The following is a 19,112-nucleotide window of genomic DNA, read 5'->3' on the forward strand; positions in this document are numbered from 1 at the left end:
ATTCAAAAGTTGATTTTGAATTAAGATTTTAAAAAAAAGCTTATATAAGTTTTTGTTTTCTATGAAACGGTTTCCTCAAGATTTTGATCGAAAGTACGTTTTCCAAAAATTGCTTCCAAGTCATCTTTGAAAATCACTTCTTTTTCAATCAAAATATCTGCCAATTGGTTGAGCTTATCTTTATTTTCTTCTAATATTTTGATTGCTCTTTGATATTGACCTTCTATTAATTCTGAAATTTCAGCATCAATAATTTTAGCAGTGTCTTCAGAATATGGTTTTGAAAAGCCATACTCATTTTGACCTGTAGAATCATAATACGTTACATTCCCTATTTTATCGTTTAATCCATATATAGTTACCATTGCTCTAGCTTGTCGAGTTACTTTTTCTAAATCACTCAAGGCACCAGTAGAAATTCTATCAAAGGTTACTTTCTCAGCAGCCCTACCCCCCATGGTTGCACACATTTCGTCTAACATTTGGTCTGTTCTAACGATTTGTCTTTCTTCTGGTAAATACCAAGCAGCTCCTAAACTTTGACCACGAGGCACAATAGTTACTTTGATTAGTGGTGCAGCATGTTCTAGCATCCAACTAACTGTGGCGTGACCCGCTTCGTGTATGGCTATAGCTCTTTTTTCATCAGGCGTGATGATTTTGTTTTTCTTCTCTAAACCACCAATGATTCTATCTACGGCATCTAAAAAGTCTTGACGATCTACAGCAGTTTTGTTGTTACGTGCCGCGATAAGTGCTGCTTCGTTACAAACATTTGCGATATCAGCACCAGAGAAACCAGGAGTTTGTTTTGCAAGGAAATCTAAGTCTAATCCTTCAACTTTTTTAATTGGAGCTAAGTGAACCGCAAAGATTTCTGCTCTCTCACGTATATCTGGTAAATCAACAAAAATTTGTCTGTCAAAACGTCCTGCACGCATTAAGGCTTTGTCTAACACATCGGCTCTGTTAGTAGCTGCCAAAACAATTACGTTGGAGTTGGTGCCAAAACCATCCATTTCTGTTAAAAGTTGATTCAATGTGTTTTCGCGTTCGTCATTTCCGCCAGACATATTGCTTTTTCCTCTAGCTCTACCAACTGCGTCAATCTCGTCAATAAAAATAATTGCTGGTGATTTTTCTTTGGCTTGTTTGAATAAATCACGTACACGTGAAGCACCTACACCTACAAACATTTCCACAAAATCAGAACCTGATAAGGAGAAGAAAGGTACTTGTGCTTCGCCTGCGACAGCTTTAGCTAAAAGAGTTTTTCCAGTTCCTGGAGGTCCTACCAATAAAGCTCCTTTTGGAATTTTACCACCAAGGTTGGTGTATTTTTCTGGGTTTTTTAAGAATTCAACGATTTCTTGAATTTCTTCTTTGGCTCCTTCTAATCCAGCAACATCTTTAAAAGTAGTTTTAATATCTGTTTTTTCGTCGAATAATTTGGCTTTAGATTTTCCAATATTGAAAATCTGTCCGCCACCTCCAGCTCCTCCACCAGACATTTTTCGCATAATGAAAATCCATACTCCAATAATAATGATAATTGGAAGTAAGCTAATTAGAATGTCAGACCAATTGTTTTTTTGTAAAAAGTTGAAATCTTTTAGTTTTCCTTCTTTAACCGCTTTTTCTAATTTGGTTTGAAAAATTTGATCATTACCAATTTCTAAAGTATAATGAGGTCCTTTGTTGGGTCTGTCAAATACATCTTTAGCTACTTTTTGATGGGTAGCTTCTTTTAAAGCAGCTGCATTCAAGAATACTTCTGCTTCAGATTTATTGTAAACGATAACTTTTTCTATTTGTCCTTTTTCTAAATAATCATTGAATTTAGAAGATGTCAATTGTGAGGCTTCTTGTAAGCTAGAACCTCCGGTTGCAAAGTTTATTAATAGAAAAATGATAAGTATCGCCGCGTAAATTAACCAAGGACTTATTTTAAATTTATTGGAATTTGGATTATTCTCTTTAGCCATTAGACGTTAAGTTTCTTTAGTATTTATTTTCGATAGTTGTTATTTTGGCATCTCCCCAAAGACTTTCAATGTTGTAGTATTCACGAATATGTTTTTGAAATACATGAACCACAATATTCACATAATCCATCAATACCCATTCTGCATTGTCAGTTCCTTCAACATGCCAAGGTTTATCTTTAAGTTCTTTAGATACCGTTTTTTGAATAGAATTGACAATTGCATTTACCTGTGTGTTAGATGTACCGTTGCAAATTATGAAATAATCACATACGGCAGTGTCAATTTCTCTTAAATCAAGAATATCAATATCATTTCCTTTTACCTCTTCGATTCCTTTGATGATATTTGCTAACAAAACATCATTATTAATAGTCTTTTTCGCCATGAATTATTTTTATATAAGTTTGTAAAGTTACCATTTTTTGTGATTATTTTTGAACCTTAACATAATATTAAATTATGTTTTTCAAAAAACAGCTCATGAAGTTAATCAAACTCGATGCCATAGATTCTACAAATGATTTCCTTAAAGGTATTTCTGTTCTTCCTGAAACGGTTAATTTTACTGTAGTTACCGCAGAAACGCAAACAAAAGGGAAAGGCCAAATGGGGCAGAAATGGGAGTCTGAGACAGGTAGAAATTTGATAATGAGTGTTTTGCTAAAAGATGTTTTTAAGGATATTAATGAGTTATTTCATTTGAATATTGTCTTTTCTTTGGCAGTTATTGATGCCTTAAATAGCTATAAGGTTCCTGAATTAAGTATCAAATGGCCAAACGACATAATGTCATACAATAAAAAAATTGGTGGCATTTTGATTGAAAACAGCATTAAAAGTGATGGAAGTATAGAGTCGATTATTGGTTTAGGACTAAATGTCAATCAAACCAATTTTATTGATTTACCAAAGGCAACTTCTTTGTCTTTAGTATGTGAAGTCGAATTCGATAGAGAATTGTTGTTGCAATTGATTGTTGATACTTTTAAACAAAAAATTGTGATTTGGAAGGAAAATGAACTTCTTTTTTGGAATGATTATTCAGAGCTGTTATTTAAAAAGGGGATTCCAATGCCCTTTGCAGATGAAAAAGGTTTGCATTTTATGGGTATTATTCAGGGGGTTTCTACAATAGGAAAGTTACAAGTGCTTTTGGAAGACGATACTATTGCAGAGTTTGATATAAAAGAAATACAGATGTTGTATTAAAAAAAATGGCAAAAATTAATTTTTGCCATTTTTATAGTGTTTTAAATATGATTTACAATTTGGTCATATTTGTAGCTAAGGTTTCTATAAATTTACCGATAGGGCCTTTAATCATCATAGCCATCATTGGGTTGAATTCGCCAATAAAATCTAGTTTTACTTCGCTGTTGTTGTCAGAAACGGCATCAATTGAAGCTGTAAGTGTGAAAGGTAATTTATCACTTGCTGCGCCAAGAACTACTTTGTTTGGAGCAACTTTTTCTTTCATTTTTAGTTTGATTTCAGGCATTCCTTTTAATCCAAAAATAAAAGCATCTTCGCCAATTACTTCAAATTTAGCGATGTTTTCAGGCATTAATTTTTCAAAGTTTCTGACATCTGTCAATAAATCAAATAATTCTTGGGCAGACTTTGATACAGCAACTTTAGGGCTTTCTAAATTCATTTTTTATATGTTAAATTGTATTATTTTGAAGTTCCCCATGTAGAAGGAGAGGCATTCCATTCTCTTAAGGTACTTTCTTCTTTTTCTGTAATGTATTGTTTAGCTAAAGCCAAGTTGAGAAGATTTTGATAATTACTCAAGGTATACAAGTCTAAATTGGCCTTTTTGAAATTCTCTTCTGAAACATCAAATCCATAAGTAAAAATTGCAGCCATTCCTTTTACAATAGCACCAGCTTCTTTTAGCGCTTCGAAGGCTTGTAAGCTACTTCCGCCAGTACTAATTAAGTCTTCTACAATTACCACACTTTGACCTTTTTGTAAAAAACCTTCAATTTGGTTTTGTCTACCATGTTTTTTAGGCTCTGGTCGTACATAAACAAAAGGAAGTCCCATGCTTTCTGCTACAAGCATACCAATACCAATGGCACCAGTTGCTACACCAGCAATTACATCAGGTTTTCCAAATTTTTTTTCTATGTGCTTAGAAAACTCGTCTCTGACATAATTTCTTATTGCTGGGAATGAAAGAATTAGACGATTATCACAATAGATAGGAGATTTCCAGCCCGAAGCCCATGTAAAAGGATTTCCGGGATTCAATTTAATTGCATTTATTTGCAAAAGCAATTCGGCTGTTTTTTCGGCAGTATCTTTATTAAAAATCATAATACAAATGTATAAAGTTTTTGTTAACGACAAACCACTTTTTTTGACAAATCAAATTTCTAAAGAAACTGATTTTGAATTGTTTCTTTTGGAGAGTATTGATGTAGAGCGTGTTATAGTCAAAATATTTCAGAATAAAATCCAAAAAGCCTATTTGTATCATCCAGACGAAAAGGAGATAATGAAGACTTTAAAAGCTAAAATTCCAGTTTGTAAAGCAGGAGGAGGGCTTGTTTATAATAAAAAAGGGGAGGTTTTATTTATTTTTAGAAACGGAAAATGGGATTTGCCTAAAGGTGGAATAGAAAAAGGAGAAGGAATAGAAGTAACTGCCATGCGAGAGGTTGAGGAAGAAACAGGGGTTAATAAATTATCGATTACTAGAAAATTACAAAAAACCTATCATGTTTTTAAGCGCAATGGGAAATATAAACTCAAAGTCACCCATTGGTTTGAGATGCAATCTAAGTTTGAAGGGACGCCTGAGGGACAGTTGGAAGAAGGAATTGAAAAAGTAGCTTGGTTAAATCCCGAGCAAATCAAAGAAGCCTTGACGAACTCTTATGAAAACATAAAACTCTTATTTGAAGAAGAAAAGCTCCTATAGAAGGAGCTTTTTTGTTGTTATAAAACCCGATAAATAGGGTAATTAAGGTGTGCTTTTTCATAGTATGGCGAATGCTTATATATCCAATCTAATTGTGCTTCTGGATTTTTATTAAAAGCAGCATCTTTTGCTTTCAAAGCTTCAAATTCGGATTTAAGCGTCGCGTTTTCTTTTAGTAGTTGAACGGCAGTATCTTCAAAAACATAATCAGAATAACCTTCTTTTTGTTGTAATAATGTGTCAAAGAAATTCCAATTGAAAAAGGAATCGACGCCTTCAGGTTCCAAGGTTTCTAAAAGGTATTTTACTCCTTTTTGTTGCGTAGCTATTAAAAAATCGCCTTTTCTGAAGGCAACTTTTTCAGTGGTAGCTTTTACCGTGGTATTTCTGTGTAAATAATGACCTTCGTATGCATTGGGTGTGGTTTTAAAATCGGCAATTCGATACCGCTCAACGGTTATTAGGGTATCGCTTTCTATTGCTTTCATGTTGATTCCGTTGTGTTTTAATACATCAATAACTGGCCAGAAGCCTTGTGGAATAACATAATATTTTGGGATTTCAATTTCTTTTACTGCTTTGAATTCTTTGATAAAAGGGACTTCTTTTTTGTAGGGTTTTGTACGGTCATAAAATAAACGATTACCAGTAGTAGCGTCGCTTTTTTTGTAGCTTGCTTCAAAACCTAAGAAAGGGATTGTGGTTTTTTTTGTGGTATCCAATTCCCATTTGATAGTGTATTTTTTGTTGGGTGCGTATTGCGCTTCATTCTCAACGCGAAGCCTTTTGATTTTTTGATAATTAGCATCCGTATAATCTATAGCTGAACGCATGTATTCATAAGTTACTTTAACTCTATCGGCATAATTTTTTAGCATATGTGTTTCAACAACAAATCCGATAGTATTGAAGAGAGAAGTATAGCCAGTTGCAAAACGTGGACTTTCGAAAAACTGACCAAAACCTTTATCGGGTGTGTCGGAGAAAGTATTGACATAGGGAGTGCTTTCTATTTTCTTTTTTTGTAAATCATTTACAATAGCAGGCATCATTTCTTCATTTAAATAATTCCCCAAAACAGTTCCTAGTTTGTTGTGTTGTGTCATGATGTATGTCAATTTATACTGATAATCCGAGCCATTACTCACATGATTGTCAATAAATACATCGGGATTAGTCAATCGGAAAATTTCAACAAAACTTTTGGTGTTTCTGGTGTCGGATTTTATAAAATCACGATTCAAATCATAGTTTCTGGCATTGCCTCTAAATCCATATTCTTCTGGACCATTTTGATTAGCACGTGAAGTTGAATTTCTATTCAAAGCACCTCCTATGTTATACACTGGAATACATACTAAAACAGTGTTTTTTGGTGCTTTAATTTTACCTAGTGCCAAATCTCTGTATAATTGCATACTGGCATCTATACCATCCGGCTCTCCGGCATGAATTCCATTATTAATAAGGATTACGGCTTTAGTAGTAGTGATTTTTTTTAAATCGAATTCTTTTTCGGGATTGAAAATGACAATGTGTAAAGGTTTGCCGCTATCGGTCAAACCCATCTCTATGATTTTGATAGTAGCGAAATCATCGGCTAAAAGTTGGTAATATCGAATGGTTTCTTCGTAAGTAGCCGATTGGTTTCCATTTCCTTTTTCGAAAAAAGTATCGTATTTGTTGTTTTTTTGGGCCAAAATAGAAAATGAAAGTAGTAAAAGTAGGCTGGTAATAAACTTCATGGTTTTGTGTTTTTGAGAAAAAATCAAATATACTTATTTCTATTTTATTTCGATCATCGCTTTGTCAACTGATGAGAATAGGCATAGCCAACTATTTTAATTACTTTTGCACCATGAATATACCACATAATTTTAAACCAATTCTTGATAGTTTAGGGATTTCAGCCTTAAATGAGATGCAAGAAGTATCGCATGATGCGATAATCAATGAAAACAATGTCTTGTTACTTTCGCCTACGGGATCAGGAAAAACATTGGCTTTTTTATTGCCTATTTTTGAGCTGTTGCAACCTGAAATTCTTTCGGTACAATGTTTAATCTTAGTTCCCTCACGTGAATTGGGTTTACAAATTGAACAAGTATGGAAAAAAATGAGCACCGGTTACAAGGTTAATGTGTGTTATGGTGGACATTCAATAGATACCGAAATCAAAAATTTAAGTAACCCACCAGCTGTTTTAATTGGAACGCCTGGAAGAATTGCTGATCATATCGATAGAGGAACTTTTCGTTTGGACAAAATTCAGACCCTCGTTTTGGATGAATTTGACAAGTCCTTGCAACTCGGGTTTCATGAACAAATGTCTTTTGTAATTGGGAAATTATCAAAACTCAACAAACGAGTTTTGGTTTCAGCTACTTCTGGCATTGAAATTCCTAAATATACTCGAGTGGTCAATCCTTTGGTATTGGATTTTATTCCAGAAGCCAAAGAGGAGAACAATCTTTCCTTGCAAATGGTTATTTCTAAAGAGAAGGATAAATTGATGACCTTATTTCAGTTGATATGCTCTTTGAAATCTGAAGCCGCGATTGTTTTTTGTAACCATCGAGATGCTGCTGAGCGCATCAGTGATACCTTGAATGAAAAAGGGATTTATTCGACTTACTATCATGGTGGTATGGATCAAGAAGAACGAGAACGTGCTCTGATTCAGTTTAGAAACGGAAGTATGAGTTACTTAATTACTACCGATTTGGCTGCTCGTGGATTGGATATTCCAGAAATGAAACATGTAATTCATTATCATTTGCCTTTGAAGGAGGAAGAATTTACACATAGAAATGGTAGAACCGCGCGTATGTTGGCTTCGGGAACTGCTTATATTATTGTAAATGAAAGTGAAAAGAAGCTAGATTATATTGATTATAGTATGCCTGTTTTGGAAGTAAGTTCTAATGTAGTTTTACCAAAACCTCCTAAATTTCAGACTATTTACATAAGTGGGGGGAAAAAAAATAAACTCAATAAGATTGATATTGTTGGTTTCTTTTCTCAAAAAGGGAAGCTAGAAAAAGGGGACTTAGGCTTGATTGAAGTGAAAGATTTTATCTCTTTTGCTGCCGTAAAATACAATAAAGTAAAAGATTTGCTTTGCTTAGTACAAAATGAAAAAATGAAAGGAAAGAAATTCAAAATTGAGGTTGCTCGAAAAGTGATAAAAAGAGAAGAAGATTGATCCTTTAAACGGTTGTATTTCAGTGTAATGCTGAGTTTTTAATAATTTTAATAATTTATTGTTAATAAAATAAAACAAGAGGCTTCATTTTTTGATAATTAATCCGTTTTTTTAGGGTTCAATATTAAACCCCAAATTAATTATGAAAAAAATTATTACGATTGCTGTTTTGTTGTTTAGTGTAGCGACTTTTGGTCAAATTAAAGTAATTCAGACTGTACCAATAGAAAAATTAGGAAGAGTCAATTCTAATTTTTATATCCAAAAAATGGGTGATGAGTACACTGTTTATTACGCTAGTATGCAAAACGATGAAGAAGCGGCTAGTGTGAAAAAGTTTACATTCAAAGATGTGGATAACGCCTACAATAGTTTACATACTATTATTTCCAACGGATTCGTAGCTTCTCCTTTGAGTGATATTAAATTAGAATTGCCAAATAACTATGTTTGGTTACATTACAACTCCGCAGGTCCAGGAAAAGTTACGGTACAGTTTATGGTGTCGAGTAAAGAGGGTGTTTCCAATAATATTTCTGAGCCATTAACTCCAGAACAAGTAGATAAATTGTTCCAAAAAGTGTAATTCTAAATCTGAATTTGTAGTAAACAAAAAAAGTCTATTCTTATCGGGAATAGACTTTTTTGTTTAGCTATAACTACAAGTTAAATCTTTTTTACATATTGCGTGATGATAACGATTTGTTGACCATCAACCTTTCCTTCAATGTATTCTGCATTTTCATGATCTAAACGAATGTTTCTAACAGCCGTGCCTTGTTTGGCCACCATACTAGATCCTTTTACTTTTAAATCTTTAATCAACACTACGGAGTCACCGTGAGACAAAATAGCTCCATTACTGTCTCTATGAACAATTTTATTGTCGTCGTCTTCTCCTTCACCTGTTGCTTGAGCCCATGCCAAATCATCTTCGTCTAGATACATTTGGTCTAGTAATTCTTGATTGCGTAAACGGCTTAACATTCTCCAAGAAAGAACTTGAACTGGAAGGTGTTCGCTCCACATGCTATCATTAAGGCATCTCCAAAGGTTAATATCCATTTTTTCAGGATTTTCTATTTGGTCAACAAGCGTAGCGCTGATTAACACACATTCATCTAGTCCACCTTTTCGAGTGGGAAGAATTTGATAAACTTTTAAATTTTCGGTAACACCTGAAAGTTCACATTTTCCTCCACTGCGTTTGTTTAATTCTCTTTCTATACTCATTTTAACATTCTTAATTATTTTGCAAAAATAGCGCTAATTAGTAGCTTCTACAACTTGTTAGCTGGATTGTTGCTATTTGTGTAATTTTACTCTTACCGCGTCTGGGACTAGCATTTCATATTCTCCGTGGTTTCGAATGACATCACGCACAATACTCGAACTAATGTAAGAAGTTCTTGCTGCTGTTAATAAAAAGACAGTTTCGATTTTGGATAATCGGCGATTAGTATGAGCGATTGCTTTTTCAAATTCAAAGTCGGCGGGATTGCGCAGTCCTCTCAAGATAAAATTTGCTTTAAGCTTATGGCATAAATCGATGGTCAATCCTTCATAAGTAATCACAGTTACTTTAGGTTCATTTTTGAACGTTTCTTCAATAAAGCGTTTTCGTTCGTCTAAAGAAAACATGTATTTTTTTTCGGCATTGACACCAATTGCAATTACGATTTCATCAAAAAGGGAAATTCCTCTTTTGATGATGTCTTCGTGACCTAAGGTTATAGGGTCAAATGATCCTGGGAATATGGCTTTTTTCATTTTTTAAGGTTGTGTGTTGCTAAGAACCTAGGGGCTTATAATTTTTAGCCACTCAGATACTTAATTTAGTGCTAACTCAATAGCATTAGTAAACAAATCTTCGAGCGAAATTCCGGCAGCTCTAGCTTGTTGTGGAATCAAACTTTCGGTAGTTAGACCAGGAATGGTGTTCATTTCTAGCATGTGCGGTTCGCCATCGACAATAATGAATTCGCTTCGTGAAAAGCCTTTCATTTTCAAAACTTCATAGGCACGTTTTGCAATGTCGCCTACTTTTTGAGTCATTTCATCAGAAATACGAGCTGGAGTAATTTCTTGTGATTTTCCCTCATATTTGGCCTCATAATCAAAGAAATCATTTTCAGAAACAATTTCAGTAATAGGTAATACCGTGATTTTTCCTTGGTAATTGATTACGCCAACAGATACTTCAGTTCCATCTAAGAAACTTTCAATAATGATTTCGTTATCTTCTTTATAAGCCACTTCGATTGCGATAGGGAGTTCAGCTTCGGTTTTGACTTTCGAAATTCCAAAACTTGAACCTGCTTTGTTAGGTTTTACAAAACAAGGCAATCCTACTTTTTTTACGATTTCAGCTGTATTTATTAGGTCACCTTTATTTAGGTAGTAAGAAGTTGCGGTTTTGATGCCATAGGGTTTTAAAACCGATAATAAATCTCTTTTGTTGAAGGTTAGTGCTGCTTGATAATAATCACAAGCCGTTTGTGGGATACCTAAAAGTTCAAAATATGCTTGGAGTAAACCGTCTTCACCAGGCGTTCCGTGAATGGCATTAAATACACAGTCGAAGGTAATTTTAGTTCCATTTACTGTTACCGAAAAATCATTGCGATCGATTGGAAATTCGGCATCATTTGCATCAACATACACCCATTTTTCTTTAAAAATGTGTATTCTATATCCGTTATATTTGGTTTTGTCTAGAGTTTGGTAAACTACATTTCCGCTGATTAGAGAGATTTTGTATTCGCTAGAATAGCCTCCCATGATGATAGCAATATTTTTCATTTTAAATGTTTAATCGGTTAACCGTTTAATCGATCAAAAGATTAAACGTATTCAAAACAAAATTATCATTTTTTTTGAAACGAAATACCTTTATCTTTGTTGCTTCTTAAAAATAAATATATGAGTTTACGTAAGTATCTTACTAGTCGCGTTTTTTTCGGGCAATTATTTATAGCCATTGCTATTATTGCAGTTTTGGCGTATTTGTTTATGCATTGGTTGACATTTACAACGGATCACGGGCATGAGATAGCTGTTCCTAATTTAGCTAAATTAACGGAGGAGCAAGTAGAGGAGAAGTTAGATGATTTAGACCTAGATTACGTCCTTTTAGATAGTGTGGATTATAGAGATGATTACCCTAAGTTTAGTGTGGTTGAGCAGGACCCTTTGCCAGGAACTAAAGTAAAAGTAGGCCGAAAAGTATATATCAAAATAAATTCTTCTGGTTTTTCTTCTGTTCGCATTCCAAATTTAATTGAGAAGACGTATCGCGAGGCAGTACCTACTCTTAAAGCACTTGGATTAGAAGCAGGAACGGTTACATACATACCAAATTTAGCGAAAGATATGGTTCTTGAGATGCGCTTCAAAGGTAGAAATCTAAAAGCTGGCGATCGTGTTTTGAAAGCTTCAAAAATTGATTTGGTATTAGGAGATGGTAAAGCCACTTATGAAGATGAAGCGGCCAAAGACAGTTTACAAACTCCTGCAGTAGAATCAGAAACTCCTGTGAATGAACAATAATATAGAAACCTTAGATTTAGAAGACGAGTTATTCGAGCATTATCGATTTGAGGTTCCCAAAGGGCAAGCTATTTTGAGAATCGATAAGTATTTGATGAATTTGATTCAGAATGCTACCCGAAATAAAATTCAGAATGCAGCCACGGATGGGAATATTTTTGTAAATGATATTCCAGTTAAATCCAATTACAAAGTCAAACCTTTTGATGTAATAACGGTGATGTTATCGCATCCGCCTTATGAAAATCATATTCTTCCAGAAGCGATTCCGTTGAATATTGTTTATGAAGACGATGCTTTATTATTGATCAATAAAGATCCAGGGATGGTTGTGCATCCTGGGCACGGAAATTACACGGGTACTTTAGTGAATGCTTTAGCACATCATTTTGATAATTTGCCGATGAATAGTAGCGAGCGCCCTGGATTGGTGCATCGTATTGATAAAGATACTTCAGGATTGTTAGTAGTTGCAAAAACAGAAGCAGCGATGACACATTTGGCAAAACAATTTGAGGCTAAAACTACAGAACGTGAATATATTGCTTTGGTTTGGGGCAATGTTGTGGCTGATAGCGGAACCATTGAAGGAAACCTAGCACGTCACTTAAAAGATAGAATGCAAATGGCTGTTTTTGATGATCCTGAAATTGGGAAACCAGCTATTACTCATTATAAAGTGTTGGAACGATTTGGTTACGTTACTTTGATTTCTTGTCAGTTAGAAACAGGTCGTACACACCAGATTAGAGCGCATATGAAACACATTGGGCATCCCTTGTTTAATGATGAACGTTATGGAGGGCATTTGATTCTAAAAGGGACAACGTTTACAAAATACAAGCAGTTTATAGAAAATTGCTTTAAAGCCCTGCCGAGACAAGCTTTGCATGCCAAAACATTAGGTTTTGTTCATCCTACGACAGGAGAAATGATGCGTTTCGATACAGAAATACCAGCAGATTTTCAGGAATGTATTGATAGATGGCGAAATTACTGTAAATCGCACGAAACCAATGAAGAATAGATTAAAAGGACTTGCATAGTACATGACAAGTCCTTTTTTTTTAATAAAAGTTTTAACTAAATCGGAATCTTCTCAATTAGAATGCTATTTTGGCTATCATCAAAATAGGTACAGGTTTTGTCGATGATGCTTACGGTCCATAGTGCGATTCCGCATTGTGCAGCATGATTACAAAAGGTTAGATAATCAGTTTGTCCTTCTTGGTGCATTACTAAAAACTCGATAAATCGCTCCTTGTTAACAGAAGAAGATATTTTTAATGGTGCATAAGTTTCTGTTGCCGTAGTTCTATAATCATTGGATCCAAAATATTCTACATGCCCGTCCGATACAAAAGTATCATAACCTATTACTCCTAATTCAATTAATTCTTGAATGTATTTCGGGAAGTCAGCACCTGTTTTTACTTTAGCATGCGCATCTTTAATTTGTTGGATAGTGAACATAATGTTGAGTTAAAGTGAACTAAAGTCAGTTGTCTTTGGGAAAGAGTTAAGAGCATTAACCACAATTTCGGGCATAGGTTCTGCTAATTTTCTAAGTTGAGTATCCATCCATGCTCCTTCGACAGTAATTACAGCGCATAAAATATCCTCTCTATAGAACTCATGTACAATGGAGTAACGAGAAGCATCGGGTTTCATTTTGGCTATTTTTGTGTGCATAACTATCGTGTCTGAAAAGTGAATTTCTCTTTTGAAAACACATTCCTCTCGAAACAATACCGGTCCAATGTGGGCTTTTTTCAAAACCTTGAGGGTTAATCCTAAGTCTTCTAAAATTTCAACACGATGTTGCGCCCCAAAATCGTAATACACGCTGTGACGCATATGGAAATTGGGATCCAAATCTGACCAGCGAAAGGAGAGGGTTTTAGTAAATGTTGGCATTTTAATTGGATTTTAAATTGGATTACAAAAGTACAAATAAACTTCGATTATCTTTTTGATGAAAATTTAAATACCTAGTAAAATTATGCTATTGTTTGAGGTAAGAGAAATTCTGAATATGAAATTAAGAGGGGTATAAATATGAAAAAAGACAGGTGTCATTTTGTGAATATCTATTTTAGAATTACCTAGTTTGTTCTGCTTTTAAAAGTATCTTTGGCACCCTAAAAAAAAATAAAGATGAGCACAATTTGGTACGAATGTAAAGTAAAGTACAGAAAAACCGATGAAACGGGTGGGCAAAAGATTATCACCGAACCTTATTTGGTAGATGCCTTATCCTACACCGAGGCTGAAAAAAGAATCAACGAAGAAATGGCAGCGTATATCAGTGAAGAGTTCAAAATAACCAACATAAAAGTTGGGAACTATGCCGAAATTCATCCTTTTGAAAATGCCGATCGTTGGTTTAAAAGTAAAGTGTCTTTGTTGGCTTTTGATGAAGAAAGTGGCAAAGAGCGCAAAACCAATATGTATCTTTTAGTTCAAGCCAATGATGTAAAAGAGGCGTATGATAATACTACAATCGCGATGAAAAACACCATGGGCGAGTACACTATTCCAGCTATTTCTGAATCTCCTATAATGGATGTTTTTCCTTATTTTAGTGGGGAAGAAGATGAAGTAGAGGCGCTAGAACGTTTTAATACTCTTAAAGCATCTACAGCACCAAAGTACGATACAGATACCTACGAAGCCGAAGCCTTAAAAGCGGAACTACTTGAAGAAATGGAATAATTTTTTCCTAATTTTATATAATCAAAAAGCCTGCAAAGACAACGTTTTTGCAGGCTTTTTGATATTGTATAAAACAGAACCTATTTATCGATTGATCCCAAGACACGTTTCATAAACGTATTCAAAGCTTCTTTCTTATCAGTGCCTGTTTTTACCATTTTATGTACTTCCAAAGCACCATACATATTCGAAATCAATTCGCCTATCACATCCAGCTCTTCGTCTTTCAAAGAAGGAACTTCCGTAAGTGCTTCTAGAACTTCTATAGTTTCAATGATGTAATCTTGATCGTTTTCTTCTATAAATTGAGTCAGGTGTTTGATAACAGGTAATTTCATTGTAATAAATGTATAAAGATTGGAAATAATTGGAAGTAGGAGTAACGCGTTTTCTTAAGCGATTTCTTTTACCAAATCGGCTAAAACTTCTGCTTTGTTCGTCTGTGTTTCGTTAACTAATTTTCCTCCAACAAACGTAGCAAAAGTAGGTAGGTTACTCACATTAGCTAGTTTTCTAGATTCGGGTGAATTTTCGGCATCTACCAAAACAAACGTAATGTTTTCGTTTTCAGTGGCCATTTTTTTGAATTTTGGCTTCATAATTCTGCAATTACCACACCAAGAAGCCGAGAATTGAACCACTACTTTTTCGTTTTGTGCTACCAATGCACCTAACGTATCTTCGTTTAATTCGATTAACATAATTTAAATTTTAAAATTCAATTTTAAAATCCCAAATTCCAATTTTTGATAGTGCTAAAACGAACTACATTGGAATTTGGAATTTAAAATCTGGAACTTGTTATTAGTTTAAGCTTAAGTATTCAGCAGTACTTTTTCTGTCAGCAGTCATTGCTTCTTTACCAGCTTCCCAGTTAGCAGGACAAACTTCACCTTTTACTTGAATGTGCGTGTAAGCATCTACCAAACGTAAATATTCGTTTACGTTACGACCTAATGGCATATCGTTTACACTTTCGTGGAAAATTTTACCTGTTTCGTCAATCAAATAAGTAGCTCTGTAAGGTACATTTGATCCTTCGATGATTACTGAATCAGTTTCTTCGCTGTAGCTAGTAGATTCGATATCCAAAATGCCTAGAATATTAGCCAAGTTTCTGTTAGTATCAGCCAAGATTGGATACGTTACTCCCTCGATACCACCATTGTTTTTTGGTGTGTTCAACCAAGCAAAGTGTACTTCGTTAGTATCGCAAGAAGCACCAATTACAATTGTATTTCTTTTTTCAAATTCTGGTAAAGCGGCTTGAAAAGCGTGTAATTCTGTTGGACATACAAAAGTGAAATCTTTTGGATACCAGAACAACAATACTTTTTTGTTATTGTTTACTGCTTCTTCAAAAATGTTGATTTTCAAATTATCTCCCATTTCAGAGATAGCATCAACCGCAATACTTGGAAATTTTTTACCTACTAATGACATAATGATTATGATTTAAAATTTTGTTTATTTCTGTTTGGCAAAGGTAATTAGTAAGTATTCGAGTTACTAAAAGTTTTAATTATAATTAACTATAATCGGATAGGAGTTGCTTATTTTGTAAAAAAATAACAGTTTTTAACGAAAACGTTGTAGATAATTTAAAATATTGATAATTAGTGGTTTGTAGGTCAATTTTGGCTAATTTTTAGGAGCGGCTCACGATTGGCTTTTATGGAAACAAAGTCCCGCTCTCCGCTATATCTTGCTTGCCGAACCCCGGCAAGCAAGGATGCCGCTCCTATCGGGGCTAAAAAGCAGCAATGGGCATTCTTGTGAGCATTAGTAAAAAAAAACGATAGCTTACCACTATCGTTTCTATATTATTTTTACATTAAGTTATTTCAAAAGTAAAGTCACAGGCAAAGTTCCTTCGTATTCTTGGTTCAATGTTATTTTTTGAGCGGCAACTTCTTGAAATTCTCTAAGGTCTTGATAGGCTACGACAACAATTTTGGCTGCCAAAATATTGGGAAGCACTTGCAGCGCATACGGATTTCCAAACAAATGGAACACTACTTTCTTAGTCAATACCACTTCACTTAACCAAGTAATGATTGTATCTTCAATTTCAAAATTAGCCAATGGTTTGGCTTTCGGTACAAATAATGCAATGAACAAAGTATCATATTTGTTTAATGCTTCTAGTTTTTTATCTAGATTCTTGTCTCCCAATGCAATCGAAAAAGAATCTCCCTGAATCGTATTTTCTAATCCTTCAAAAAAAGGATTGTCACTTTCTCTATACACGCTCACTTTTGCCACACTTCCACCATTGCTGACAAAATTAGATATAGAAGAGGTGCTGTCTTTTTTGACCAAAGTAATCGCTTTTTCAGCACATCTCTTGTTGATTACAGCTGTAGATTTCCAGTCTAAATCAGTGGCTTCAATTTTGCTATCGGTAATCAATCCAGCTTGTACTTTGCATTTCCAAATACGTTCAAAACTGGCTTCAATTCTAGAAATATCTGCTCTATTTAAAATTTCCTGAATCCCCTCTGGCACATTTTCTGCAAAACACAATACATCGTTTCCAGCATTAAAAGCTTCCCACTCTAATATGCCTTTAGTTGGGTACAGTTTGGAAACACTATGCATATTCAACGCATCCGAAATCACCAAACCGTCGTATCCTAATCGTTCTCTAAGCAAACCTTCAATCACAGCTTTTGAAAGTGTAGCTGAGGTGTTTGCTCCATTGTTTAGAGCTGGAACGGCCAAATGACCAATCATTATGGAGTCGACCTTGTTTTCAATTCCTTTAATGAAAGGAACTAATTCATTCGACAGTAATTCGTCTAAAGTCTCATTTAGAACAGGTAATCCCAAATGCGAATCAACATTGGTATTACCGTGACCTGGAAAATGTTTTAAACAACCCAAAATTCCCTCGGCTGTCATTCCTTTCAAATATTCTAAAGCAAAGGTGGCGACTTTGTTTTTGTCTTCTCCAAAAGAACGATACCCAATTACAGGATTGTTTGGGTCAGTATTTATGTCTGCCAAAGGCGCTAAGTTGTAATGAATACCAGCCGATTTTAAGTCCTTACCAATTTGTTTTCCAATTTCATAGACTAATTCTTTTTCTGCTACAGGAATAGCTCCAAGTGTGATAGCATAAGGATATTGAGGTGTTTTTTCAACACGCATTGCTAGTCCCCATTCGGCATCTATACTCATTAAAAGCGGAGTTTTAGCTGCTTTTTGGTAACGAACAATTAAGGCTTTTAATCGTTCGTAACTCTCATCATTGAATTCAATTTTTTTATTGCTTTCATAGTTGGTAGCCGCACTAGCTCGACTATGAAAAAAGGTCAAGCCACCAATATTGTATTCACGAATCAAGTGTTCTGTTGCTTGAATGTTTTCTTCGCTATCGTTGATAAATACGGCAGGAAAAAAGAATTGTCCTATTTTTTGTTCGGTTGTCATTCGTTTTGTTACTGTTTTTCTGTTTCTTTTTTTCCAAAATCATAAGGAAAAATCAAAAATCTAGATAAAATAATCCCTGGAATTGTTGCTAAAAACACCCAAATAAAGAAGTTACCATAGCCTAAATATTCTTGAATATAACCACTTGCCATTCCAGGAAGCATCATTCCCAAGGCCATAAATCCTGTGGCAATAGAGTAGTGGGAGGTTTTGGATTCTCCTTCGGCTACGTAAATTAAATACATTAAGAAAGCCGCAAAACCAAAGCCATAACCAAACTGCTCCAAAACTACAGTGATGTAAATGAAAAGTACAGAGCTTGGATGAAAATGAGATAGGAGAACAAATCCAATAATTGGCAAATGCATCGTTAAAATCATTGGGAGCATCCATTTGCCTAGACCATCTCTCGAGATGACGATTCCACCAATGATTCCGCCAATAACTAGAGCGGCGACCCCAAAGGTTCCGTAAATAATTCCAACATCTTCGGTACTTAACCCCATTCCGCCTTTGGCTACATCATCAACCAAAAAAGGGGAAAGCATCTTCATCAATTGAGATTCTCCCAATCGATATACTAATATAAACGTAAGAATTAATCCAATTTGTTTCTTTTGGAAAAAAGTAGCGAATACTTCGGTAAAACTTCCTTTATGATTGGCATTACTTTTTATGTATTCCTGTTCAATTTCTGGGTTTGGTGTCGTAAAAAAGTTGTAAACCGTGATGAAAATCATAATCAAAGCTACAACAAGCATGGTGTATGACCAAGCTTTGCTTTTGTCTCCGTATTTTTCTTCTAAAAATCCAGCCAAAAGTACAATTACACCATTGGCAGTAAGCATTGATAATCGGTAAAAAGTACTGCGAATACCAAGGAAAAAGGATTGTTTGTCTTTGGTTAGCGCCAACAAATAAAACCCATCAATAGCTACATCATTAGAAGCAGAAGCAAAAGCTCCCACCCAAAATAGAGCCAAGCTTACCATAAAAAAATGTTGCATAGGAATGGTTAATCCAACGATTAAAAAAGCTATCGAAATGACTAACTGCATCGCCAAAAACCATTTTCTTTTGGTCGCGTGTAAATCGATAAAAGGGCTCCAAAGTGGTTTAATTACCCAAGGCAAGTAAAGTAAACTAGTATACATTCCAATATCTTCATTACTGATACCTAAATTTTTGTACATCAAAACAGACACAGATATGATAATGGCATACGGAAAACCTGATGCAAAATTTAAAAGTGGTATCCAATACCAAGGATTTTTTTCTGATTTCATAGAAT

Annotated in this window: 22 protein-coding genes; 7 read left to right on the top strand and 15 right to left on the bottom strand. The window is 34.6% G+C overall.

The window, feature by feature from the left end; translation table 11 throughout:
• Nucleotides 1-59 precede the first annotated feature (59 nt).
• Together ftsH and rsfS are read right to left on the bottom strand one after the other, a co-directional pair.
• The gene (ftsH, locus tag ACZ1AQ_RS04715; protein ID WP_489631795.1) at nucleotides 60-1,985 is read right to left on the bottom strand and encodes an ATP-dependent zinc metalloprotease FtsH; all 1,926 of its coding nucleotides are present in this window, start codon (nucleotides 1,983-1,985) and stop codon (nucleotides 60-62) included.
• A 16-nt stretch (nucleotides 1,986-2,001) separates the two neighbouring features.
• Nucleotides 2,002-2,373 carry a ribosome silencing factor gene (gene rsfS, locus ACZ1AQ_RS04720; RefSeq protein WP_064714671.1) on the bottom strand — a complete coding sequence of 124 codons (372 nt, stop codon included), beginning with the start codon at nucleotides 2,371-2,373 and terminating at the stop codon, nucleotides 2,002-2,004.
• Between the two features lie 74 nt (nucleotides 2,374-2,447).
• On the opposite strand from rsfS, the gene ACZ1AQ_RS04725 reads away from it, so the two are divergent.
• Nucleotides 2,448-3,197: a biotin--[acetyl-CoA-carboxylase] ligase gene (locus tag ACZ1AQ_RS04725; RefSeq protein ID WP_489631796.1), complete on the top strand. Its 750-nt coding sequence runs from the start codon at nucleotides 2,448-2,450 to the stop codon at nucleotides 3,195-3,197.
• 52 nt (nucleotides 3,198-3,249) lie between these two features.
• Here the strand turns inward: ACZ1AQ_RS04725 and ACZ1AQ_RS04730 are convergent, their stop codons facing one another.
• Nucleotides 3,250-3,642, bottom strand: a complete 393-nt coding sequence (locus ACZ1AQ_RS04730; RefSeq protein WP_489631797.1) for an SRPBCC family protein — start codon at nucleotides 3,640-3,642, stop codon at nucleotides 3,250-3,252.
• 20 nt (nucleotides 3,643-3,662) lie between these two features.
• Complete coding sequence (gene pyrE, locus ACZ1AQ_RS04735; protein WP_489631798.1) at nucleotides 3,663-4,310, bottom strand: orotate phosphoribosyltransferase; 648 nt, start codon at nucleotides 4,308-4,310, stop codon at nucleotides 3,663-3,665.
• A gap of 7 nt (nucleotides 4,311-4,317) precedes the next feature.
• Between pyrE and ACZ1AQ_RS04740 the strand changes: the two genes are divergently transcribed.
• Complete coding sequence (locus tag ACZ1AQ_RS04740; protein WP_489631799.1) at nucleotides 4,318-4,917, top strand: NUDIX hydrolase; 600 nt, start codon at nucleotides 4,318-4,320, stop codon at nucleotides 4,915-4,917.
• Between the two features lie 17 nt (nucleotides 4,918-4,934).
• Here the strand turns inward: ACZ1AQ_RS04740 and ACZ1AQ_RS04745 are convergent, their stop codons facing one another.
• Nucleotides 4,935-6,662 carry a M14 family metallopeptidase gene (locus tag ACZ1AQ_RS04745; RefSeq protein WP_489631800.1) on the bottom strand — a complete coding sequence of 576 codons (1,728 nt, stop codon included), beginning with the start codon at nucleotides 6,660-6,662 and terminating at the stop codon, nucleotides 4,935-4,937.
• A 113-nt stretch (nucleotides 6,663-6,775) separates the two neighbouring features.
• On the opposite strand from ACZ1AQ_RS04745, the gene ACZ1AQ_RS04750 reads away from it, so the two are divergent.
• The gene (locus ACZ1AQ_RS04750; RefSeq protein WP_489631801.1) at nucleotides 6,776-8,122 is read left to right on the top strand and encodes a DEAD/DEAH box helicase; all 1,347 of its coding nucleotides are present in this window, start codon (nucleotides 6,776-6,778) and stop codon (nucleotides 8,120-8,122) included.
• Between the two features lie 142 nt (nucleotides 8,123-8,264).
• Nucleotides 8,265-8,708 (top strand): hypothetical protein, encoded by a 444-nt coding sequence (locus ACZ1AQ_RS04755; protein ID WP_489631802.1) that lies wholly within the window; start codon nucleotides 8,265-8,267, stop codon nucleotides 8,706-8,708.
• 80 nt (nucleotides 8,709-8,788) lie between these two features.
• On the opposite strand, the gene ACZ1AQ_RS04760 is transcribed toward ACZ1AQ_RS04755, so the two are convergent.
• The 3 genes from ACZ1AQ_RS04760 to ACZ1AQ_RS04770 all read right to left on the bottom strand — a co-directional run bounded on the left by ACZ1AQ_RS04760 (nucleotide 8,789) and on the right by ACZ1AQ_RS04770 (nucleotide 10,924).
• Nucleotides 8,789-9,355 (bottom strand): PhnA domain-containing protein, encoded by a 567-nt coding sequence (locus tag ACZ1AQ_RS04760; RefSeq protein WP_489631803.1) that lies wholly within the window; start codon nucleotides 9,353-9,355, stop codon nucleotides 8,789-8,791.
• A 72-nt stretch (nucleotides 9,356-9,427) separates the two neighbouring features.
• Nucleotides 9,428-9,892 (bottom strand): pantetheine-phosphate adenylyltransferase, encoded by a 465-nt coding sequence (gene coaD, locus ACZ1AQ_RS04765; RefSeq protein WP_342690766.1) that lies wholly within the window; start codon nucleotides 9,890-9,892, stop codon nucleotides 9,428-9,430.
• Between the two features lie 60 nt (nucleotides 9,893-9,952).
• Complete coding sequence (locus ACZ1AQ_RS04770; protein ID WP_489631804.1) at nucleotides 9,953-10,924, bottom strand: D-alanine--D-alanine ligase; 972 nt, start codon at nucleotides 10,922-10,924, stop codon at nucleotides 9,953-9,955.
• Nucleotides 10,925-11,044: 120 nt separating this feature from the next.
• Here ACZ1AQ_RS04770 and ACZ1AQ_RS04775 point away from each other — a divergent pair, with 120 nt between their 5' ends.
• Both ACZ1AQ_RS04775 and ACZ1AQ_RS04780 read left to right on the top strand, forming a co-directional pair.
• Nucleotides 11,045-11,671: a PASTA domain-containing protein gene (locus ACZ1AQ_RS04775; protein WP_489631805.1), complete on the top strand. Its 627-nt coding sequence runs from the start codon at nucleotides 11,045-11,047 to the stop codon at nucleotides 11,669-11,671.
• Entirely contained in the window at nucleotides 11,661-12,698 is a 1,038-nt protein-coding gene (locus ACZ1AQ_RS04780) for an RluA family pseudouridine synthase (RefSeq protein ID WP_489631806.1), read from the top strand. The genes ACZ1AQ_RS04775 and ACZ1AQ_RS04780 overlap by 11 nt, the downstream gene beginning before the upstream one ends.
• Nucleotides 12,699-12,754: 56 nt before the next feature.
• On the opposite strand, the gene ACZ1AQ_RS04785 is transcribed toward ACZ1AQ_RS04780, so the two are convergent.
• Nucleotides 12,755-13,144: a DUF1398 domain-containing protein gene (locus tag ACZ1AQ_RS04785; protein WP_489631807.1), complete on the bottom strand. Its 390-nt coding sequence runs from the start codon at nucleotides 13,142-13,144 to the stop codon at nucleotides 12,755-12,757.
• Between the two features lie 9 nt (nucleotides 13,145-13,153).
• The gene (locus ACZ1AQ_RS04790) at nucleotides 13,154-13,588 is read right to left on the bottom strand and encodes an acyl-CoA thioesterase (protein ID WP_489631808.1); all 435 of its coding nucleotides are present in this window, start codon (nucleotides 13,586-13,588) and stop codon (nucleotides 13,154-13,156) included.
• Between the two features lie 240 nt (nucleotides 13,589-13,828).
• Between ACZ1AQ_RS04790 and ACZ1AQ_RS04795 the strand changes: the two genes are divergently transcribed.
• Nucleotides 13,829-14,386 carry a DUF4494 domain-containing protein gene (locus tag ACZ1AQ_RS04795; RefSeq protein ID WP_489631809.1) on the top strand — a complete coding sequence of 186 codons (558 nt, stop codon included), beginning with the start codon at nucleotides 13,829-13,831 and terminating at the stop codon, nucleotides 14,384-14,386.
• Between the two features lie 80 nt (nucleotides 14,387-14,466).
• Here ACZ1AQ_RS04795 and ACZ1AQ_RS04800 read toward each other — a convergent pair whose 3' ends face one another.
• The 5 genes from ACZ1AQ_RS04800 to ACZ1AQ_RS04820 all read right to left on the bottom strand — a co-directional run bounded on the left by ACZ1AQ_RS04800 (nucleotide 14,467) and on the right by ACZ1AQ_RS04820 (nucleotide 19,107).
• Complete coding sequence (locus ACZ1AQ_RS04800; RefSeq protein ID WP_159683555.1) at nucleotides 14,467-14,724, bottom strand: DUF6952 family protein; 258 nt, start codon at nucleotides 14,722-14,724, stop codon at nucleotides 14,467-14,469.
• Between the two features lie 54 nt (nucleotides 14,725-14,778).
• Nucleotides 14,779-15,087, bottom strand: a complete 309-nt coding sequence (locus ACZ1AQ_RS04805) for a thioredoxin family protein (protein WP_489631810.1) — start codon at nucleotides 15,085-15,087, stop codon at nucleotides 14,779-14,781.
• A 103-nt stretch (nucleotides 15,088-15,190) separates the two neighbouring features.
• Complete coding sequence (locus ACZ1AQ_RS04810) at nucleotides 15,191-15,829, bottom strand: peroxiredoxin (protein WP_463338600.1); 639 nt, start codon at nucleotides 15,827-15,829, stop codon at nucleotides 15,191-15,193.
• A 396-nt stretch (nucleotides 15,830-16,225) separates the two neighbouring features.
• On the bottom strand, nucleotides 16,226-17,821 hold the full coding sequence (locus ACZ1AQ_RS04815) for a glycoside hydrolase family 3 protein (protein WP_489631811.1): 1,596 nt from the start codon (nucleotides 17,819-17,821) through the stop codon (nucleotides 16,226-16,228).
• An 8-nt stretch (nucleotides 17,822-17,829) separates the two neighbouring features.
• Complete coding sequence (locus ACZ1AQ_RS04820) at nucleotides 17,830-19,107, bottom strand: MFS transporter (RefSeq protein ID WP_489631812.1); 1,278 nt, start codon at nucleotides 19,105-19,107, stop codon at nucleotides 17,830-17,832.
• Between the last annotated feature and the right edge of the window lie 5 nt (nucleotides 19,108-19,112).

It is taken from the genome of Flavobacterium sp. UM26, from assembly GCF_057922445.1.

Bases quoted from the DNA above. Each gene is read 5' to 3' on its own strand.
- ACZ1AQ_RS04790 (WP_489631808.1), bottom strand. From the start codon at position 13,588: ATGCCAACATTTACTAAAACCCTCTCCTTTCGCTGGTCAGATTTGGAT.
- ACZ1AQ_RS04810 (WP_463338600.1), bottom strand. From the start codon at position 15,829: ATGTCATTAGTAGGTAAAAAATTTCCAAGTATTGCGGTTGATGCTATC.
- coaD (WP_342690766.1), bottom strand. From the start codon at position 9,892: ATGAAAAAAGCCATATTCCCAGGATCATTTGACCCTATAACCTTAGGT.
- ACZ1AQ_RS04725 (WP_489631796.1), top strand. From the start codon at position 2,448: ATGTTTTTCAAAAAACAGCTCATGAAGTTAATCAAACTCGATGCCATA.
- ACZ1AQ_RS04745 (WP_489631800.1), bottom strand. From the start codon at position 6,662: ATGAAGTTTATTACCAGCCTACTTTTACTACTTTCATTTTCTATTTTG.
- ACZ1AQ_RS04805 (WP_489631810.1), bottom strand. From the start codon at position 15,087: ATGTTAATCGAATTAAACGAAGATACGTTAGGTGCATTGGTAGCACAA.
- ACZ1AQ_RS04780 (WP_489631806.1), top strand. From the start codon at position 11,661: ATGAACAATAATATAGAAACCTTAGATTTAGAAGACGAGTTATTCGAG.
- rsfS (WP_064714671.1), bottom strand. From the start codon at position 2,373: ATGGCGAAAAAGACTATTAATAATGATGTTTTGTTAGCAAATATCATC.
- ACZ1AQ_RS04750 (WP_489631801.1), top strand. From the start codon at position 6,776: ATGAATATACCACATAATTTTAAACCAATTCTTGATAGTTTAGGGATT.
- ACZ1AQ_RS04815 (WP_489631811.1), bottom strand. From the start codon at position 17,821: ATGACAACCGAACAAAAAATAGGACAATTCTTTTTTCCTGCCGTATTT.
- ACZ1AQ_RS04775 (WP_489631805.1), top strand. From the start codon at position 11,045: ATGAGTTTACGTAAGTATCTTACTAGTCGCGTTTTTTTCGGGCAATTA.
- ACZ1AQ_RS04795 (WP_489631809.1), top strand. From the start codon at position 13,829: ATGAGCACAATTTGGTACGAATGTAAAGTAAAGTACAGAAAAACCGAT.
- pyrE (WP_489631798.1), bottom strand. From the start codon at position 4,310: ATGATTTTTAATAAAGATACTGCCGAAAAAACAGCCGAATTGCTTTTG.
- ACZ1AQ_RS04785 (WP_489631807.1), bottom strand. From the start codon at position 13,144: ATGTTCACTATCCAACAAATTAAAGATGCGCATGCTAAAGTAAAAACA.
- ACZ1AQ_RS04740 (WP_489631799.1), top strand. From the start codon at position 4,318: ATGTATAAAGTTTTTGTTAACGACAAACCACTTTTTTTGACAAATCAA.
- ftsH (WP_489631795.1), bottom strand. From the start codon at position 1,985: ATGGCTAAAGAGAATAATCCAAATTCCAATAAATTTAAAATAAGTCCT.
- ACZ1AQ_RS04800 (WP_159683555.1), bottom strand. From the start codon at position 14,724: ATGAAATTACCTGTTATCAAACACCTGACTCAATTTATAGAAGAAAAC.
- ACZ1AQ_RS04820 (WP_489631812.1), bottom strand. From the start codon at position 19,107: ATGAAATCAGAAAAAAATCCTTGGTATTGGATACCACTTTTAAATTTT.
- ACZ1AQ_RS04755 (WP_489631802.1), top strand. From the start codon at position 8,265: ATGAAAAAAATTATTACGATTGCTGTTTTGTTGTTTAGTGTAGCGACT.
- ACZ1AQ_RS04760 (WP_489631803.1), bottom strand. From the start codon at position 9,355: ATGAGTATAGAAAGAGAATTAAACAAACGCAGTGGAGGAAAATGTGAA.
- ACZ1AQ_RS04770 (WP_489631804.1), bottom strand. From the start codon at position 10,924: ATGAAAAATATTGCTATCATCATGGGAGGCTATTCTAGCGAATACAAA.
- ACZ1AQ_RS04730 (WP_489631797.1), bottom strand. From the start codon at position 3,642: ATGAATTTAGAAAGCCCTAAAGTTGCTGTATCAAAGTCTGCCCAAGAA.